14 protein-coding genes are annotated in these 15,729 nt (G+C 74.9%); 2 read left to right on the plus strand and 12 right to left on the minus strand.

Annotation, left to right across the window (positions count from 1 at the left end; translation table 11 throughout):
* Positions 1-85 precede the first annotated feature (85 nt).
* The 3 genes from F7P10_RS02900 to F7P10_RS02910 are packed head-to-tail and all read right to left on the minus strand — an operon-like array spanning position 86 to position 3,100.
* Entirely contained in the window at positions 86-817 is a 732-nt protein-coding gene (locus tag F7P10_RS02900) for a response regulator transcription factor (protein WP_151007961.1), read from the minus strand.
* Positions 778-1,911 carry a hypothetical protein gene (locus tag F7P10_RS41960; protein WP_176611277.1) on the minus strand — a complete coding sequence of 378 codons (1,134 nt, stop codon included), beginning with the start codon at positions 1,909-1,911 and terminating at the stop codon, positions 778-780. The genes F7P10_RS02900 and F7P10_RS41960 overlap by 40 nt, the downstream gene beginning before the upstream one ends.
* Complete coding sequence (locus F7P10_RS02910; protein WP_151007962.1) at positions 1,904-3,100, minus strand: sensor histidine kinase; 1,197 nt, start codon at positions 3,098-3,100, stop codon at positions 1,904-1,906. Before F7P10_RS02910 ends, F7P10_RS41960 begins: the two co-directional genes overlap by 8 nt.
* Positions 3,101-3,410: 310 nt before the next feature.
* Between F7P10_RS02910 and F7P10_RS41965 the strand changes: the two genes are divergently transcribed.
* Positions 3,411-3,551, plus strand: coding sequence for a hypothetical protein (locus F7P10_RS41965; protein ID WP_176611278.1), 141 nt, complete (start codon positions 3,411-3,413; stop codon positions 3,549-3,551).
* A gap of 225 nt (positions 3,552-3,776) precedes the next feature.
* Here the strand turns inward: F7P10_RS41965 and F7P10_RS02915 are convergent, their stop codons facing one another.
* The 4 genes from F7P10_RS02915 to F7P10_RS02930 form a co-directional block, all read right to left on the minus strand.
* Positions 3,777-4,253 (minus strand): DUF3237 domain-containing protein, encoded by a 477-nt coding sequence (locus F7P10_RS02915; protein ID WP_151007963.1) that lies wholly within the window; start codon positions 4,251-4,253, stop codon positions 3,777-3,779.
* A 151-nt stretch (positions 4,254-4,404) separates the two neighbouring features.
* Positions 4,405-5,034: an SDR family NAD(P)-dependent oxidoreductase gene (locus tag F7P10_RS02920; RefSeq protein ID WP_302851421.1), complete on the minus strand. Its 630-nt coding sequence runs from the start codon at positions 5,032-5,034 to the stop codon at positions 4,405-4,407.
* A gap of 283 nt (positions 5,035-5,317) precedes the next feature.
* Positions 5,318-6,613, minus strand: a complete 1,296-nt coding sequence (locus tag F7P10_RS02925; protein ID WP_151007965.1) for an aspartate aminotransferase family protein — start codon at positions 6,611-6,613, stop codon at positions 5,318-5,320.
* Between the two features lie 11 nt (positions 6,614-6,624).
* The gene (locus F7P10_RS02930; protein ID WP_151007966.1) at positions 6,625-8,142 is read right to left on the minus strand and encodes a CoA-acylating methylmalonate-semialdehyde dehydrogenase; all 1,518 of its coding nucleotides are present in this window, start codon (positions 8,140-8,142) and stop codon (positions 6,625-6,627) included.
* 100 nt (positions 8,143-8,242) lie between these two features.
* On the opposite strand from F7P10_RS02930, the gene F7P10_RS02935 reads away from it, so the two are divergent.
* Positions 8,243-9,871, plus strand: coding sequence for a PucR family transcriptional regulator ligand-binding domain-containing protein (locus F7P10_RS02935; RefSeq protein WP_151007967.1), 1,629 nt, complete (start codon positions 8,243-8,245; stop codon positions 9,869-9,871).
* 312 nt (positions 9,872-10,183) lie between these two features.
* On the opposite strand, the gene F7P10_RS02940 is transcribed toward F7P10_RS02935, so the two are convergent.
* The 5 genes from F7P10_RS02940 to F7P10_RS02960 form a co-directional block, all read right to left on the minus strand.
* The gene (locus F7P10_RS02940) at positions 10,184-11,872 is read right to left on the minus strand and encodes a CocE/NonD family hydrolase (RefSeq protein WP_151007968.1); all 1,689 of its coding nucleotides are present in this window, start codon (positions 11,870-11,872) and stop codon (positions 10,184-10,186) included.
* Positions 11,873-11,957: 85 nt separating this feature from the next.
* Positions 11,958-12,785 (minus strand): ABC transporter ATP-binding protein, encoded by an 828-nt coding sequence (locus tag F7P10_RS02945; protein ID WP_254716365.1) that lies wholly within the window; start codon positions 12,783-12,785, stop codon positions 11,958-11,960.
* Positions 12,786-12,804: 19 nt separating this feature from the next.
* Positions 12,805-13,839 (minus strand): ABC transporter ATP-binding protein, encoded by a 1,035-nt coding sequence (locus F7P10_RS02950; RefSeq protein WP_151007969.1) that lies wholly within the window; start codon positions 13,837-13,839, stop codon positions 12,805-12,807.
* A gap of 2 nt (positions 13,840-13,841) precedes the next feature.
* Positions 13,842-14,711 (minus strand): ABC transporter permease, encoded by an 870-nt coding sequence (locus F7P10_RS02955; protein ID WP_151007970.1) that lies wholly within the window; start codon positions 14,709-14,711, stop codon positions 13,842-13,844.
* The gene (locus F7P10_RS02960; RefSeq protein WP_218040348.1) at positions 14,708-15,712 is read right to left on the minus strand and encodes an ABC transporter permease; all 1,005 of its coding nucleotides are present in this window, start codon (positions 15,710-15,712) and stop codon (positions 14,708-14,710) included. The genes F7P10_RS02955 and F7P10_RS02960 overlap by 4 nt, the downstream gene beginning before the upstream one ends.
* Positions 15,713-15,729 lie beyond the last annotated feature (17 nt).

The following is a 15,729-nucleotide window of genomic DNA, read 5'->3' on the forward strand; positions in this document are numbered from 1 at the left end:
TCGAGTGGTTCCGGGGCGTTTCTCTTCCGCCCCTTCACCTAATGGTGACGTTACGTGTCGGCACCGTTACGCACACGACCCTTGTTCAGGGAACAGGAGATGGCGGCAACGGAGACGCGGCACCCGGTGACGTCGCGGACGAGCGGTACCCGACGATTTCGTCGGGACGGACCAGGCCGTCCTCGATGGCGCGTGCGAGCATGTCGGCCTTCGTGGGCGCGGGCCGGCCGGCCTGGGCGTATTTCACGCGTGCCCGCTTGATGTACATCTCGACGGTGTGCACCGAGACGCCCATCCGGCGGGCGACCGACGCCTTGGACATCGACTGGAACCACAGCAGCAGCGCCGTCCGCTCCCGCCCGGACAGCCGGAGCGCGGTAGCCCGTCCGTCCACGGCCGGTTCGTCAGCCGCCAGGACGCCCGCGGCGGTGGGCGTCACGTAGGGCCGGTCCGCGGCCACGCTGAGCACCGCCGCCAGGAGGTGGTCGCGGCCCTCGTTCTTGGCGACGAACTCGCACGCGCCCGCGTCGAGCGCCGCCAGGACCGTCTCCCGTTCGGTGAGCTGGGAGAAGGTGATCACGCGCTGGGTGCGGCGGGCAAGCTCCGCCACGTCGGCGAGGACGAGGCGCCCGTGCAGGTTCAGGTCCAGGATGAGGACGTCGAGGCCGACGGGCACGCCGTCGACGGTGTCGGCGACGTGGGCGATCTCGATGCGCGGGTCGCCGGCCAGCCAGGCCCGGACGCCCTCGATGACGACCGGGTGATCGTCGATGACTCCTACGGTGAGCCGCCGGGGCTCCAGCGGGTCTCCACCCATAGCCGGTTCTCCTCTCGGTCGTGCATGACTGACGGTGCCGCCGGCCCGCCCGGCTGCGCGGCGACGTCCGCGGCGACCTTCGCGGCGGCGTCGGCGACCACGCCGACCACCACCTCGCCGCGCCCGGCGACGACGGTCACCCGGGCCCAGGTGGCGGCCGCCGCCAGGACGAGCAGGGGCCCTTCGGCCAGTGCGCGGCGGGCGGCGGCGGACAGCGGCGGGACGTCGCCGTAGCCGAGCAGCGTGACGGCCACGCCGCGGCGTTCGGCGACGTCGGCGCAGGCGCGCAGTTCGTGCAGCAGCGGGTGCGGGGTGTCGTCGGTCTCGGCGAAGAGCCGGCGCAGCCGAGCGGCCTCGAGCGCGACCCGGTGCCGGACGGCGTCGTCTCCTGGGTCCATCCGCCCGGTCGCCAGGCCGTGCAGGACCGGCCGGACGCGGGTGCGCAGGTACTCGTAGCGCCGCCGCCGTTCGGCGTGCACGGCCTCCTCGGCGGCGGCCCGGGCGCGGCCCGCGGCCTGCCGCCCGGCCGTCTCGGTGGCGTTCCGGGCGGCACCGTGCAGCCGTCCGCCCAGCCAGGCGAAGGTGAGCTGGACGCCGGCCGTGGTGTAGGCGACGGTGATCAGGCGGGTGACCGCGACGTGGTCGAGCGAGCCGTCGAGGACCATGTGCGCCGCGGTGCCGCCGATGTTGACGAGCATGAAGAGCACCGGTTCGCGGAAGGGGCGCCGGACCAGGAGCATGACGCCGGTCCACCCGACGGTGTTGGACGCCCAGCTCAGGTCGCTGATCGCCGCGCCCGGCGGGTAGGCGGCGGCCGCCAGCTCCCCGGCCGCCAGGGTGACGGCGGCGAGGGCGCGGGCGGCGCGCGCGTCCAGGGCCGAGCGCAGCACCAGGGCCGCCCCGGCCGCCTGCGCGGCGGCGAGCAGCAGCCAGGCCGCGATCACGGCCGCCGCGGGGTCGTACATCGGCCAGCCGCGCGTGATGATCACCGGGTCGTAGCCGGCGTGCCAGACGGCGACGATGCCGATCACGGTGACGTTGAAGGCCCGCGCGTACCGGACGGCGATGAGCCGGGCGCCGTCGCCGTCACTCATCGGGCCACCACAGCCGGACGCGGGTGCCGGCCCCGGGCCGGGACTCGACCCGCGCTGCCCCGCCGGCTGCCCGCATGCGGCCGTGGACCGACTCGCGCAGCCCTCTGCGCTGCGGCGGGACCGCCGCGGGGTCGAACCCGGCCCCCTCGTCGGTGATCGTGACGACGGCGCCGCGCGGTGTCCGTTCGAGACCGAGTCGCGCCGTGCCCGTCCCCGCGTGCCGGGCGACGTTGAGCAGCGCCTCCTCGGCGCTCTGCGCGATCGCCTCCACCACGTCGTGCCGCAGCCGGCACGGCGCGATGTCGGCGGTGACCCGCAGCGCGGGCAGGCCGGGGCGCGGCGCGGTCACGACGGCGCGCAGCGCCAGGTCGAGCCGCGCGCTGCGCGGGGGCCCGACCGGTGGCGGCCCGCTCCAGGCCGTCCGCAGGTCGTCGATGACCGCCAGGTCGGCCGCCGCGCGCCCGGCCAGCACGGGGGTCGTGGCCTCGAGCGCGCCGGTGCCGACGATGGTGAGGGTCGCGAGCACGGTGTCGTGCAGTCGGCGCTGCTGGTCGCGCTCGTCCGCGCGGGCCGCCGAGCGCGCCGCCGCGGCGGCGGCCGCCTCGGCCCGGCCGGCCAGCTCGCGGTCCACCGCGCGCGCCTCCCGGCGGAGCAGGCCGACGAGCGTGGCCGCCAGCGCGCCCTGCACCACCAGGAGGACGGGCGCCTCGCGCAGGCCGGGCGCCCCGGCGGTGTAGGCGGCGGCGATCAGCAGCGCCACCGCCATGCCGGACGGCTGCCGCAGCGCGAACTGCGCGATGAAGACGCCGCTGCCGGCGGCGATGTCCACCCAGCCGGTGCCCGCGCTCGCCTGGAGGACCCGGCCGGGCACCAGTTCGCGGTGCGCGAGGCAGAGGACGACGACCAGTACGACGTCGCCGGCCAGGAGCCGCCGCGAAGGCCCCCGCGCGAGCATGACCAGGGCGAACAGGACGCCCCAGGCCAGGAAGGCGACGGCGCACGCCGCGACCCACCCAGGGCGGGCGGCCGACGCGCGCCCGGCGAGCGCCACCGCGGCCCCCATGGCGCAGCTCGTCAGGCGCAGGACGATCACGAACCGGATCGACTGTCGGAACATCGCCCGCTGCGCGGGGCCCGGCGGCGGGGCGCCCGGCCCGGAATGGGCGGCCGCCGAGATGCGATGTGCCACAGGGCGAGAGTGGAGGGGAGCACTCTCAATCCGGTCACACGCCGGTCACTCCCCTTTTGAAGCCGAACGAACGGCCAACAGATAGCGGTACTTCAATCACGTACGCCTATAGGAACGTGCGGGCGAATTCGGGATCCTGGGGGCCGCTCAGCGTCACACGCGACGGCGCCGGCGTGTCCATCGGCTCCGGCATGCAGCGACAAGGGCGCGGCGTTCTTCGCTACCGACCCAAGAGGACCTTGTACGCTCTCCGGCCGCAGCCGGGCACCTACCAGAGACCAACGCGCTGGCGAAGGTCTCCCACTACGGTTTGATCACGGCCGGGCCGTTGACCGGCGGCTTCCTGGCGGCCCCATCGTTCCTCATCACGACGATGCTGATGCCCCGGAACCGCACCACACGCCTGGAGCGCGAACCGACCCGGTTCGTTGCCGACCTGGTCGAAGACTGAACGATCGCGCGGGCCCCATGAGGCTGCGCGGCAACCCCTGCTCGGCGGTCTCGCGCGCGCCTCGATCCACGACCGCGCCGCGCTCGCCGCCCGCTGCGCGGACTCGTCCGGGGAGCCGTCCGCGGCCGACGGTCCACGGCGGGAGCAGGCCGCCGCGGGCTGAGAGGCGTCCGCCTCCAGGACTCGCACGTCCTCCCCCGCTCCCCGCCGGTGCGGCCCGGGGGGTCAGGCCACGGCGTACATGCGGATGGCGACGGCGTCGGTGTCCGCCGGGCGGGCGAGGCCGACGAAAACGGTCTCGGCGAGCCACCGGTACGCCGGGGCGTCGGTGCGGAAGGCGGGCGAGGTGCGGTAGTAGACGCCCGCCTCGGACACCCGGAGGTCGCCGTCGTACTGGTCGGGGCTGTTCTCGCCCTCGTGGTAGTACCCGCGGTTGACGATGTCGATGACCGCGCCGTCGTCCGTCCGGAGGAGGTAGCGGGCGTCGAGTTCGCAGACGCGGCCTCGGGTGCTCGACCAGTCGCCGCCGCCGGGGAGGACCGTGCCGCGCAGCATGGGGCCCTCGACGGTGCCGCCGGTGATGGGGGTGAACTCGGTCTTCTCGCCGTCTCCGTGTCCGATGTGCAGTGTCGGGGCGAGGCGGGCCCGGATCTCGAAGGCGAAGGTGAGGGCCGGGGCGAAGGGGGCGGAGGTCTGGGTCATCGTCGGTCTTCCTTCGGAGTGGGCGCCGTCAGGCGTAGTGGCGCGAGAGCGTGAGGTAGCCGTGGGCGATCGTGCCGCCGAACGGGCTGTCCGAGGAGCACTTCAAGGCCCACGGCCGCCGGCAGCCGACCATCGCCGAGATGGCCGCCCGCTACCGGGAGCGGAAGGTGGCGGCGGTGGTGTTCACCGTCGGTTCGGACTCGGCGATGACCGGGGCGAACGCCGGGATCGTCTTGGTCATCTCGGTCGCCGCGACCGGCACGACGGCGTTCACGGTGATCTCGGCGCGGGCCAGTCCCATCGCCCAGGTGCGCGCCATCGCCACGATCCCGGCCTTGGCGGCGGCGTAGTCGGTCCGCCCGAAGTCGCCGCGCTGCCCCGCCGGTGACCCGACCAGGACGATCCGGCCGCCGGTCCCCTGCTCGCGCATCCGCGGCGGCCCGCGCGCGCAGGTGAGCGTCCCGCTCAGGTGCACGCCGATCGCCGCGTCGAAGTCGTCGTCGGTCATCTTCCACAGCACCCGGTCGCGCAGGATCCCGGCGTTGGTGACCAGGACGTCGAGTCCGCCGAACTCCTCGACGGCCGCATTCACGAGCGTCTCGGCGGCCGGGGCGTCACCGACCGCCGCCGCCACGCCGACGGCGCGGCCGCCCGCCGCGGCGATCTTCTCCACCGCGGCGTCCACCGTCTCCCGGTCGACGTCGTTGACCACCCCCGCGGCGCCCGCGACGGCGAGCGCCTCGGCGTAGGCGAGGCCCAGGCCGCGCCCGCTCCCGGTCACGATCGCCCTTCTGCCGTCCGGCCGCATGCGCGCCCCTTCGCAAGATCGTCAGGTTTCCTGCTGGTCTGCAGTCTCGTGTCGAACAGGTTTCCTGTCAATCGTCTAGGGTGGTCGCGGCTGCTGATCCACCTCACCGACGCGGGCCGGGCCCTGCTGGGAGACCTCGCCGGCCCCGTCCGCGACCTGGAGGAACGCATGATCGAGCACCTCACCGCACGGCAGGAGGAGGAAGCAGTTCCGCCGAGCCCTGGCGAGCGCCTGGCGCGCGCTCTGCTGAACCGGCTCACCGGACGGCCCGTGCCAGCGCCGCGTCCAGGATGTCCAGCGCCTCGCACGCCTGGTCGTCGGAGATGGTGCAGGGCGGCACGAGATGGACGCGGTTGGCGTTGGGCAGTGGCAGCAGTCCCCGGGCCCGGCACTCGGCGGCCACCGCGGCGACCGCGGCGACCGGCAGCGGTTCGCGGGTGCCGCGGTCGGCGACCAGCTCGACGGCCCAGAACACCCCCGTCCCCCGCACCTCGCCGATGACCGCGTGCCGCTTCTCCAGGTCCGCGAGGCCCGGGGCGATCACCGTCGCGCCGAGGGCGGCGGCGCGGTCCACCACGTCCTCCTCCTCCATCGCGGTGAGGGTCGCGACGGCGGCGGCCGCAGCGAGCGGGTGGCCCGAGTAGGTCAGGCCGCCCGGGTACGGACGGTCCCCGAACGTGTCGGCGACGGCGTCGCCGAGGATCACGCCGCCGAGCGGGACGTAGCCGGAGTTGACGCCCTTGGCGAAGGTGATGAGATCCGGACGCAGGCCGAACAGGTCGATGGCCAGCCAGGCGCCCGCCCTGCCGAACCCGGCCATCACCTCGTCGCAGACCAGCAGGATGCCGTGCTCGTCGCACAGCTCCCGGACGCCCGCGAGGTAGCCGGGCGGGGGCATCAGGACGCCCGCGGTGCCGGGGATCGTCTCCAGGACGATCGCCGCGATCGTCGCCGGGCCCTCGGCCTCGACCGTCCGGCGCAGGTGGGCCAGCGCACGCTCGGACTCCTCCTGCGGTGTCGTGGCGTGGAACTCGCTGCGGTACAGGTAAGGGCCGAAGAAGTGGACGACCCCGGCGGTGGCCGTGTCGTTGGGGACGCGCCTCCAGTCCCCGGTCAGGTTGATCGCGGTCTGGGTGCCCCCGTGGTACGAGCGGTAGGCGGCCAGCACCTTCGGACGGCCCGTGTGCAGGCGGGCCATCCGGACCGCGTGCTCGACGGCGTCGGCGCCGCCGTTGGTGAAGAAGACGCGGTCCATGCCCTCTGGCGCGCGTTCGGCGATCATCCGTGCGGCCTCCGCGCGGCGGTCGTTGGCGAACTGCGGCGCGACCGTGCACAGCCGGGCCGCCTGCTCCTGGATCGCCGCGACGACCCCGGGGTGGCCGTGCCCGAGGTTGGTGTAGACGAGCTGGGAGGTGAAGTCCAGGTAGCGGTCGCCGTTCTCGTCCCAGACGTAGGCGCCCTCGGCCCGGGTGAGGACCATCGGATCGACCCGGTTCTGCGCCGACCACGAGTGGAAAACGTGCCGGCGGTCGAGTTCGCGGGTGCGCGACATCCTGCGTCCTTTCAGCGGGTGCTCGGGAAGGCGAGTTCGACGCCGCCGGACGGCGCGGCGGCGGGGTCGGGCCACCGCGAGGTGACGACCTTGGCGCGGGTGAAGAAGCGGACGCCGTCGACGCCGTAGGCGTGCGCGTCGCCGAACAGGGACGACTTCCAGCCGCCGAAAGAGTGGAAGGCGGCCGGGACGGGGATCGGGACGTTGATCCCGACCATGCCGACCCGCACGTCGTTCTCGAAGGCGCGCGCCACGGCGCCGTCCCGCGTGAAGACGGCGGTGCCGTTGCCGTGGTCGTTGCCGTTGATCAGCTCCAGCGCCTCCGCGTACGTCCGGACCCGCACGACGCTCAGCACCGGGCCGAAGATCTCGTCGGTGTAGACGGACATGTCGGGGGTGACGCGGTCGAGCAGGGTCGGGCCGAGCCAGAACCCGTTCGCGTCGCCGTCGGGTTCGACGGACCGGCCGTCGACGGCGACGGTCGCGCCCGCGGCCTCCCCCGCGGCCACGTAGGACGCGACGCGGTCGCGGTGCTCGCGGGTCACGAGCGGTCCCATGTCGGCGTCCCCGGTGCCGTCGCCGGTGCGCAGCGAACGGGTCCGCGCCGCGATCTTCGCGACGAGTTCGTCGGCGGCGTCGCCGACCGCGACGACGACGCCGACGGCCATGCAGCGTTCGCCCGCGGACCCGAAGCCGGCGTTGACGGCGGCGTCGGCCGCGGCGTCGAGGTCGGCGTCCGGCATGACCACCATGTGGTTCTTCGCGCCGCCGAGGGCCTGGACGCGCTTGCCCGCCTTCGCGGCGCGCTCGTAGACGTACCGGGCGATGGGCGTGGACCCGACGAAGCTGACGGCCGCGACGTCCGGGTGGTCGACGAGCGCGTCGACGGCCGTCCCGTCTCCCTGGACCACGGTGAAGACGCCGTCCGGCAGGCCCGCCTCCTTCCACAGTTCCGCCGTCCACAGAGACGCGGAGGGATCCTTCTCGCTCGGCTTCAGCACGACGGCGTTACCCGCCGCGATCGCGATCGGAAAGAACCACATCGGCACCATCGCCGGGAAGTTGAAGGGGCTGATGACCGCGGCGACGCCGAGCGGCTGCCGGATGTCGCGGACGTCCACGCCGGACGAGACGTTCGTGGACGCGTCGCCCTTCAGCAGGTGGCCGATGCCGCAGGCGAACTCGACGACCTCGAGGCCGCGGGCGACCTCGCCGAGCGCGTCGGACCGCACCTTGCCGTGCTCGGCGGTGATGAGCGCGGCGAGCTCGTCCTTGCGCTCGTCGAGGAGCTGCCGGAAGGCGAACAGGACGCGCGTCCGGGCGGCGAGGGTGGTGGCCGCCCAGGCCCGGCCCGCCGCGGCGGCGCTCGCGACGGCCGCATCGACGTCCGCGGGTTCGGCGAAGGCGACCTCGGCGGTGACCCGGCCGGTCGCCGGGTTCGTCACCCGGCCCCGGCGCCGTCCCGTCCCTTCGTGGCGGCGGCCCGCGATCCAGTGCGTGACGGGGGTGCTGCTTGGCGGAGTGGACATGCCGGGAGTCTGGCACCCGCATAATGGGACGTCAGCCGACAACATGTCGCCCATGAGGGCAGAAGAGCGACACTATGGTGACGAGACGAGGTGAGGCCGCGTGGCACTGACGGTGGCGGACGTCCTGGAGCTGCCGGCGATGCGCGCCGGGCTGCCCGCGGTCCTCGCGGGGGCCGCGCGGCTCGACCGGAACGTGCGGTGGGTGCACGTCAGCGACATCCCGAACGTCAGCGAGGTCCTCGCCGGGCACGAGCTGGTGCTGACGACCGGGCAGGCGATGGCGGCGTCGGCGCGGTCGGCGGTCGCGCTGGTGGAGCAGTTGGCGCAGGCGTCCGCCGCCGGGCTCGTGGTGGAGCTCGGCGCGGCCTATCCGCGGGTCCAGCCGGAGGCGGTCGCGCGCGCGGAGGAGCTCGGGCTGCCGCTGGTGTGCCTGCACGCGCAGGTCCGGTTCGTCGACGTCACCGAGGCCACGCACCGGCGCCTCGTCGCCGCGCAGTACGAGCAGGTGGAGTTCGCGAAGGCGATGCACGAGGCGTTCACCCGGCTGAGCCTCGCGGGCGCGCCCCCGGACGAGATCGTGCGCGGCACCGGCGAGCTGACCGGGCGGTCGGTGGTGCTGGAGGACCTCGGCCGGCGCGTCATCGCCTACCGCGCCGCGGGCGGGGACGTCGCGGGCCTGCTCGACGGCTGGGAGCGCCGGTCGCGGCTGGCCCGCCCGTTCACCCGGGACGATCCGGCGCCGGGGCCGGGCTGGGTCGCCGCCCACGTGGGCGCGCGCGGACGCTCGTGGGCGCGTCTCGTCGCCGTCGGCTCCCCCGGAGAGGCGGACCGGGACGCGCACGACCGCGTCCTGATGGTGCTCGAACGGGCCGCCGAGGCGCTCGAACTGCACCGGATGGCGGCGCGGGACGAGCTGGCCGAGCGGCTGCGCGCCCAGGACGGGCTGCTGCGGGCCGTCCAGGAGGGGTCACTGGCGACCGAGGCCGACGCGATCGCGAGCCTGACCTCGCTCGGCGTCCGGCCGGGCCGGTGCCACGTCGGTGTCGCGGTCCGCCGCGCCGGGCGGCCGCGGTCCCCGCGCCGGGACGAGCGGACGGCCCGCCGGGAGCTGCTGCGGCTGTCGGAGCAGGTGTCGCAGACGTTGCGCGGCGTGGGCGTCGAGGGGCTGACCGGCGTCCTGAGCGGAGGGCAGGTCGGTGTCGTCCTCTGCCTGCCGTCCGCCCGGCAGGAGGAGCGGGCGCTGCGCGCCCTGGCAGCCGGCCTGCGCGAGGTCGCCGGCGACGACCTGCGGCTGGGCGTCGGGGAGCCGGTGAGCGGGCTGCTCGCCGCCCGCGAGTCCCTGCGGTCGGCGTGCGTCGTGGTGGACGTCGCGGTCGCGATGCCGCCCGCCGAGCAGGGGTTCCGGCGGCACCGCGACGTCCGCATCCGGGGGCTGATCCACGCGCTGCGGGACGATCCGCGCCTGCAGGGCTTCGCGGAGGTCGAGCTGGCGCGGGTCCTGGCCCACGACGCCCGCGCGCAGGACGGCACCCTCGACCTCCTCCGCCGCTACCTCGCCGTGGACGGCAACAAGGCCGAGCTGGCGCGGGTCTCGCACCGCAACCGCAGTTCGCTGTACCCGCGCCTGAAGAAGCTCGAAGCGCTGCTCGGGGTGCCGCTGGACGACCACGAGTCCCGGCTCTCGCTCGGTGTGGCGCTGCTCGCGCACGATCAGGCCGAGCGTTCGTGACCCCCCGCGTGGCGCAGCCTCGACCCCGGCGGGGCGGACGCTCTCCCCGCCCGAGATGATCACGTCCTGTACGCGGTCGGCGATGGCGGCGTACCGTCCGCGTCGACGGCGGCGATACCGCCGGAGCGGAACCGCGGGCCGGACACCGAGGGGCCGGTCCCGTCCGGCCGCCCCGTAGCCGGCCATCACGTCCGGTCCCGAGACCAGGACGCCCTTCTCTCCCGGTCCGACGTCGCACAGGTCGCCGTCCACGACGCGCACGTCGGTGAAAAGTGCGGCGCTATCAGCCGGTGCCCCGGTCGCGCGTGCCGGTCATCGCTCCTCGGCGAGGCCGAGCGACCGCCGGACCTGGTCCGGCGTCCGTCCGCCGATCCGCAGGCGGGACGGGCGCGCGCCGCCCACCGTGACCTCCCGTGTGGCCGGGGCGCCGGGCACGGCGCTCCACGGGTCGCCGCCGTCCGGCGCCTCGATGACGTACTCGGGGAAGTCGGTGCCGGTGAGGTCGAGCGCGAGGCGGTGCCCGGCGCGCAGCCGGTACGCGACGCTCTGCAGGTCGATGACGGCGTCCGCGCCGGTCAGCGGGACGTCGAGCCGTATCTGCCCCTTGGCGGCGAGGAACGCGGCGCCGCCGGGCGTCACGTCGAGGAGGCGGGCGTGGACGTGCGCGCCGGCGGGGGCCGTCAGACGCAGTTGCAGCGTCGCGGCGCCGACGAGGTCGAGGTCCGCCCGGACGGGGTCGCCGGTGAGGCGCAGCACGTCCGGGCGGTCCCCGATCGGGCCCAGGTCCGCCCGGTCGTGCAGGATCGCGAAGGGGTTGGCCCCGGCCGAGGGGACCGGGTCGGACGGGTCGTGCGTCCACCGCAGCGTCCGCGCGCCCTCCGGCGCCTCGGCGGCCAGGCGCGGCCCGCCGGGCCCGTCGGACAGGTAGAACTCCAGGTCGGGCACCCCCCGGGGAGGCCAGGCGTCGGCTTCCCGCGGCCCGCCGTGGCACAGCTCGTACCGGACGCGCGGCAGCGCGGCGAGCGTGCCGGTGCGGCCGAGGACGGCGCCGAAGAACTCGATCGCGGGATCGAGATAGGCGGGCAGCATCCGCTCCAGCGCGGCCGGCGTGACGGCGTGGTCGTCGTGCGGCGCGACGGGGGCCTCGCCGAGCCGGTAGTTCTCGTGGTCGATGGCCTCCAGCCGCAGGCGGAGGTCGGCGGACCAGCCCGGGTCCCGCGAGAGCGCCCGCACATCGTGCCAGGACCAGACGGCGCAGTTGTCGAACCAGCCGATCGTGTAGAGGGCGGGGACGGGCGGCGCCTCCAGCAGCGCCTTCAGCGGAGGCGGGACGAACGGCGAGGGCGTGCCGCCGAACTCGGCGTCGAAGTTCGCGGAGCGGCGCCCGAGGCGTGCGAAGAAGTCCTCGAACGCCGCCCGCAGCGGACGCCCGTTCCAGTCGATCTCCCACTCGTACCGGTCGTTGTCGACGTAGTGCGTGGCGAAGTAGAGCTTGCGGGCGGTCTGCTCGACGTCGCGGGTGCCGTCGCCATGCTCCAGCACCGTCGACAGCTGGGAGCCGGTGACGCGCGGCGCGATCGCGCGCAGCGCCGGATGCCCGCCGATCGCCGCGGCGATGGCGGTGTAGCCGTAGTAGGAGTCGCCCCACATGACGACGTCGCCGTCGCACCAGGGCTGCCCGGTGAGCCACTGGATCGTGTCGTACCCGTCGTCGGCCTCGTGGCGGCCGAACTCCGTGGCGCCCTCGGACCGGTACTTGCCGCGGACGTCCTGGACGACGACGGCGTACCCGCGGTCGCGGAAGTAGCGGCCGATCGCGGGCATGAAGCAGTAGTCGCCGTCCTTGTCGTAGGGCAGGCGGACGAGCACGACGGGCCGCGGGCGCGGCGGGTCGGCGCGGTAGACGTCGGCGGCCAGCCGGATCCCGTCGCGCATGGGGATCATGACCTGCTCGGCGTCGGCGGGCACGGCAGCGGGCCCCACCCGTTCGATGTTCGGCACGTGGCGTCTCCGTGAGTGAGGGAGGCAGTCGGAAGGACTGAGGGGACGGGACTGAGGGGACGGGGGTGGCGGGGCGGGCGCCCGGTCAGGACGCGGCGTCGAGCGCGCGCCGGTCGCGCGCGACCCGGTCGAGGTCCCAGCCGGGGCCGGGGATGGAGTCGAGCAGCAGCCGCGTGTACGGGTGCTGTGGGCCGCGCAGGATCCGCTCGGTGTCGCCGCGCTCGACGACGCGGCCGTGGCGCATCACGATCGCGGTGTCGGTGACGTGGCGGACGACGGCGAGGTCGTGGCTGACGAAGACGTAGGCGACCCCGGTGTCGCGCCGCAGGTCGTCCAGGAGGGTGAGGACCTGCGCCTGGACGGACACGTCGAGCGCGGCGACGGCCTCGTCCAGGACGAGGACGCGCGGTTCGATGCCGAGCGCCCGCGCGATCGCGGCGCGCTGCCGCTGGCCGCCGGACAGGTCGCGCGGCAGCGACTCCCCCGCCCGCCCGCCGAGCCCGACCTGGTCCAGCAGTTCGGCGACGCGCGCCCGCCGCTCCCGGGCCGGGCCGGGCGCGTGCAGCCGCATCGGCTCGGCGATCGAGTCGGCGACGGTCTGCCGCGGGTCGAACGACCCGTACGGATCCTGGAAGATCATCTGGAGGCGGCGGGCCTGCCGGCGCCGCGCGCGGCGCGACCGTCCGTCCACGGGCTCCCCGTCGAGCACGACGGTCCCGGACGTCGGTTCCTCGAGTCCCGCCAGGATGCGGGCCGTGGTGGTCTTGCCCGATCCCGACTCGCCGACGATGCCCAGTGAGGCGCCGGGCGTCAGCTCGAAGCTCACGTCGTCCACCGCGGTGAACGTCCCGAACCGCTTCACCAGCGACGACACGCGCAGGACCGGCTCGCCGCCCACGGGGTCACTGCTCACGGGGTCACTGCTCACGGGGTCACTGCTCACGGGTCGCCTCCTCGGGACGGACGCACGCCACGCGCGAGGCCGCGCCCGCGCGAACGGTGTGCGCGCGGAGTTCGGGGACGCCGGCGGCGCAGGCGTCGTCGGCGAGAGGGCAGCGGTCGCGGAACGAGCAGCCTCCGGGGGCCTCGGCGAGCGACTTCGGGCGGCCCTCGATGGCCTTGATCGCGACCTTCTCGCCGCGCACGGACGGGCTCGCGTCCAGCAGCGCGCGCGTGTAGGGGTGCGCGGCCACGTCGAAGAGCGCCGGTCCGGCAGCCTCCTCCACGATGCGCCCGGCGTACATGACGTAGATGCGGTCGCAGATCGCGGCGGCGAGGTCCAGGTCGTGCGTGACGAACAGGATCCCGGTGCCGTGCTCGCGCTGGAGCGACTTCAGCAGCGCGATCACCTCGGCCTGCGTGGTGACGTCGAGCGCGGTCGTCGGTTCGTCCGCCAGCAGCAGCGCGGGCTCGGACGACAGCGCCCCGGCGATCACGACGCGCTGCAGCATCCCGCCGGAGAACTCGTGCGGGCGGCGCCGCAGCGCGCCGCGCGGGTCGCGGACGCCGACCTGGTCGAGCAGCTCCAGGGCGCGTTCGGCCGCGGCGCGCGCGGGGACGCCGCGGGCGCGCAGCCCCTCGGTGAGGTAGTCGCCGACGCGGCGCACCGGGTTGAGCGAGGCGCGCGGGTCCTGGAAGACCATCGAGGCGCGGCTTCGGCGCAGCTCGCGCAGCGCCGCCCGCCCGGCGGTGAGGACGTCCACGCCCGCGACCGTGACCGTCCCGGTGGTGCGGGCGCCGCGGGGCGTCATGCCCAGCGCCGTCCGCGCCGTCAGCGACTTGCCGGAGCCCGATTCCCCGACCAGGCCGACGGTCTCCCCCGGCCCGACGCGGACGGAGACGTCCGCGAGGAGCGGGACGGCGCGCTCGCCGGAGCCGATCGTGAGGCCGAGGCCGGAGACGTCCAGCGCGGTGCCGCGGTCCGCGGCGTGCGCGGCGGTGCGCGAGGTCGCCTTCTTCGCGAGCATGATCATGTCCTCTCGCTCCGCTTGCGGCCGATCGATCCCCCGACGTGCTCGCCGAGCACGTTGACGCTCACGACGGTCAGCAGGATCGCGATGCCGGGGATGAGGCCGCTCCAGGGGGCGCCCTGCAGGATGGCGCTCTGCGACTGGCTGAGCATCGAACCCCAGTCCGCGTCCGGCGGGCGCACGCCCAGCCCCAGGTAGGACAGGGCGGCCAGGTCCATGAGCGCGTGGGCGAAGCCCAGCGCGCTCTGCGCGATGAGCGCCGGCAGGATGTTCGGCAGCAGATGGCGGACGGTGACCCACAGGTCGCCGAACCCCATGACGCGGTAGCCGTCGATGTAGGGGCGCGTGCCCTCCTGGACGGCCATGCTGCGGACCATCCGGCCGATGAACGGGGTGTAGGCGATCGACAGCGCGCAGATGGGCGCGGCCAGCCCCGGTCCGAACACCGCCACGACGAGCATCGCCAACAGCAGGCTGGGGAAGGCGAACACGATGTCCATACCGCGGGACAGGACGGCGTCGGCCCAGCCGCCCGCACGGGCCGCGGTCAGCCCGATCGCGGTGCCGAGGACGCCCGACAGCAGCACGACGCCGAGGGGCGCGAGCAGCGATAGCCGCGCCCCGTGCACGAGCCGCGACAGCACGTCCCGTCCGGCCGAGTCGGTGCCGAGCAGGTGCCCTTGCGAACCGGGCGGCGCGAGCGAGTTCAGCAGGTCGGTGTCGTCCGGGGAGTGCGGCGCGAGCAGCGGCGCCGCAACCGCGGCGGCGACGACGGCGAGCAGGAACGCGACCGCGAGCGACACGGCGAGCGGGGTGCGGCGGCGCCGCCGGGCGTTCTTCGCGCGCAGCGCGGGGATCGTCATGGTCATCGCGACCGTCCCCCGATCGTGACGCGCGGGTCGAGGAACGGCAGCACCAGGTCGACCAGCGTGTTGACGGCGACGAACAGGACGACCGCGACGAGCGCGATGCCCTGCACGACGGGGAAGTCCCGCCGCGACACCGAGCTGACGAGCAGCGACCCGACGCCGTCCAAGCCGAACGCGGTCTCGACCACGGCCGTCCCGACGAACAGGCTCGCCGCGAGCAGGCCGATGAGGGTGAGCATCGGCCCCAGCGCGTTGCGCACGACGTGCCGCCGGATCACCGCCGCGCCGCCCACGCCGCGGCTGCGCGCCGCCTCGACGTGCTCGCGGGCGAGCTCGTCGGCGAACGCGGCGTTGCCGACGCGGGCGATGACGCCGTAGGCGGCGGTGGCCATCGCGACGGCGGGCAGGGTGAGGTGCCACAGCCGGTCGGCGAACCCGCTCCCCGCCCCCGTGGAGGGGAACCAGCCGAGCCCGACCGCGAACACCGACAGCAGCACGATGGCGGCCACGAACGGGGGCGTCGCGGTGGTGAGGGCCGCCGACACGGTCGCGATCCGGTCGACGACGCCGCCCTTGACGGCCGACACCAGCGCGACCGACACCCCTGCCAGGACGGTCAGGACGGCCGAGTACAGGATCAGCGGCCCGGACACCCCGAGCCGTCCGCCGATGAGCGAGGTGACGCTCGTCCGGTAGTTGAGCGACGTCCCGAGGTCGAGGCGGACGGCGTCCGCGATCCACGCGAGGTACCCCCGCAGGAAGCCGCGGTCGAGGCCGTAGGAGTGCCGCAGCGCGTCGAGCTGCTCGGGGGTGAGGCGGCGCCCGGAGGTCACGGCCAGCACCGGGTCGCCGGGGACGAGCCGCAGGGCGCCGTAGATCACGATCGATGCGATCAGGACGGTCAGCAGGGCGCCGGCGGCGCGCTTGCCGATCCAGGTCGCGAGCGCGCGCGTCCTGGGCGGGCTCGTCCCGGGCGGGGGCTTCATGCGCGGATGCCTCATGCGCGAACGCTCCATGC

Origin of the sequence: Actinomadura sp. WMMB 499, assembly GCF_008824145.1 — a bacterium.
In the GTDB taxonomy this organism is placed as follows: Bacteria; Actinomycetota; Actinomycetes; order Streptosporangiales; family Streptosporangiaceae; genus Spirillospora.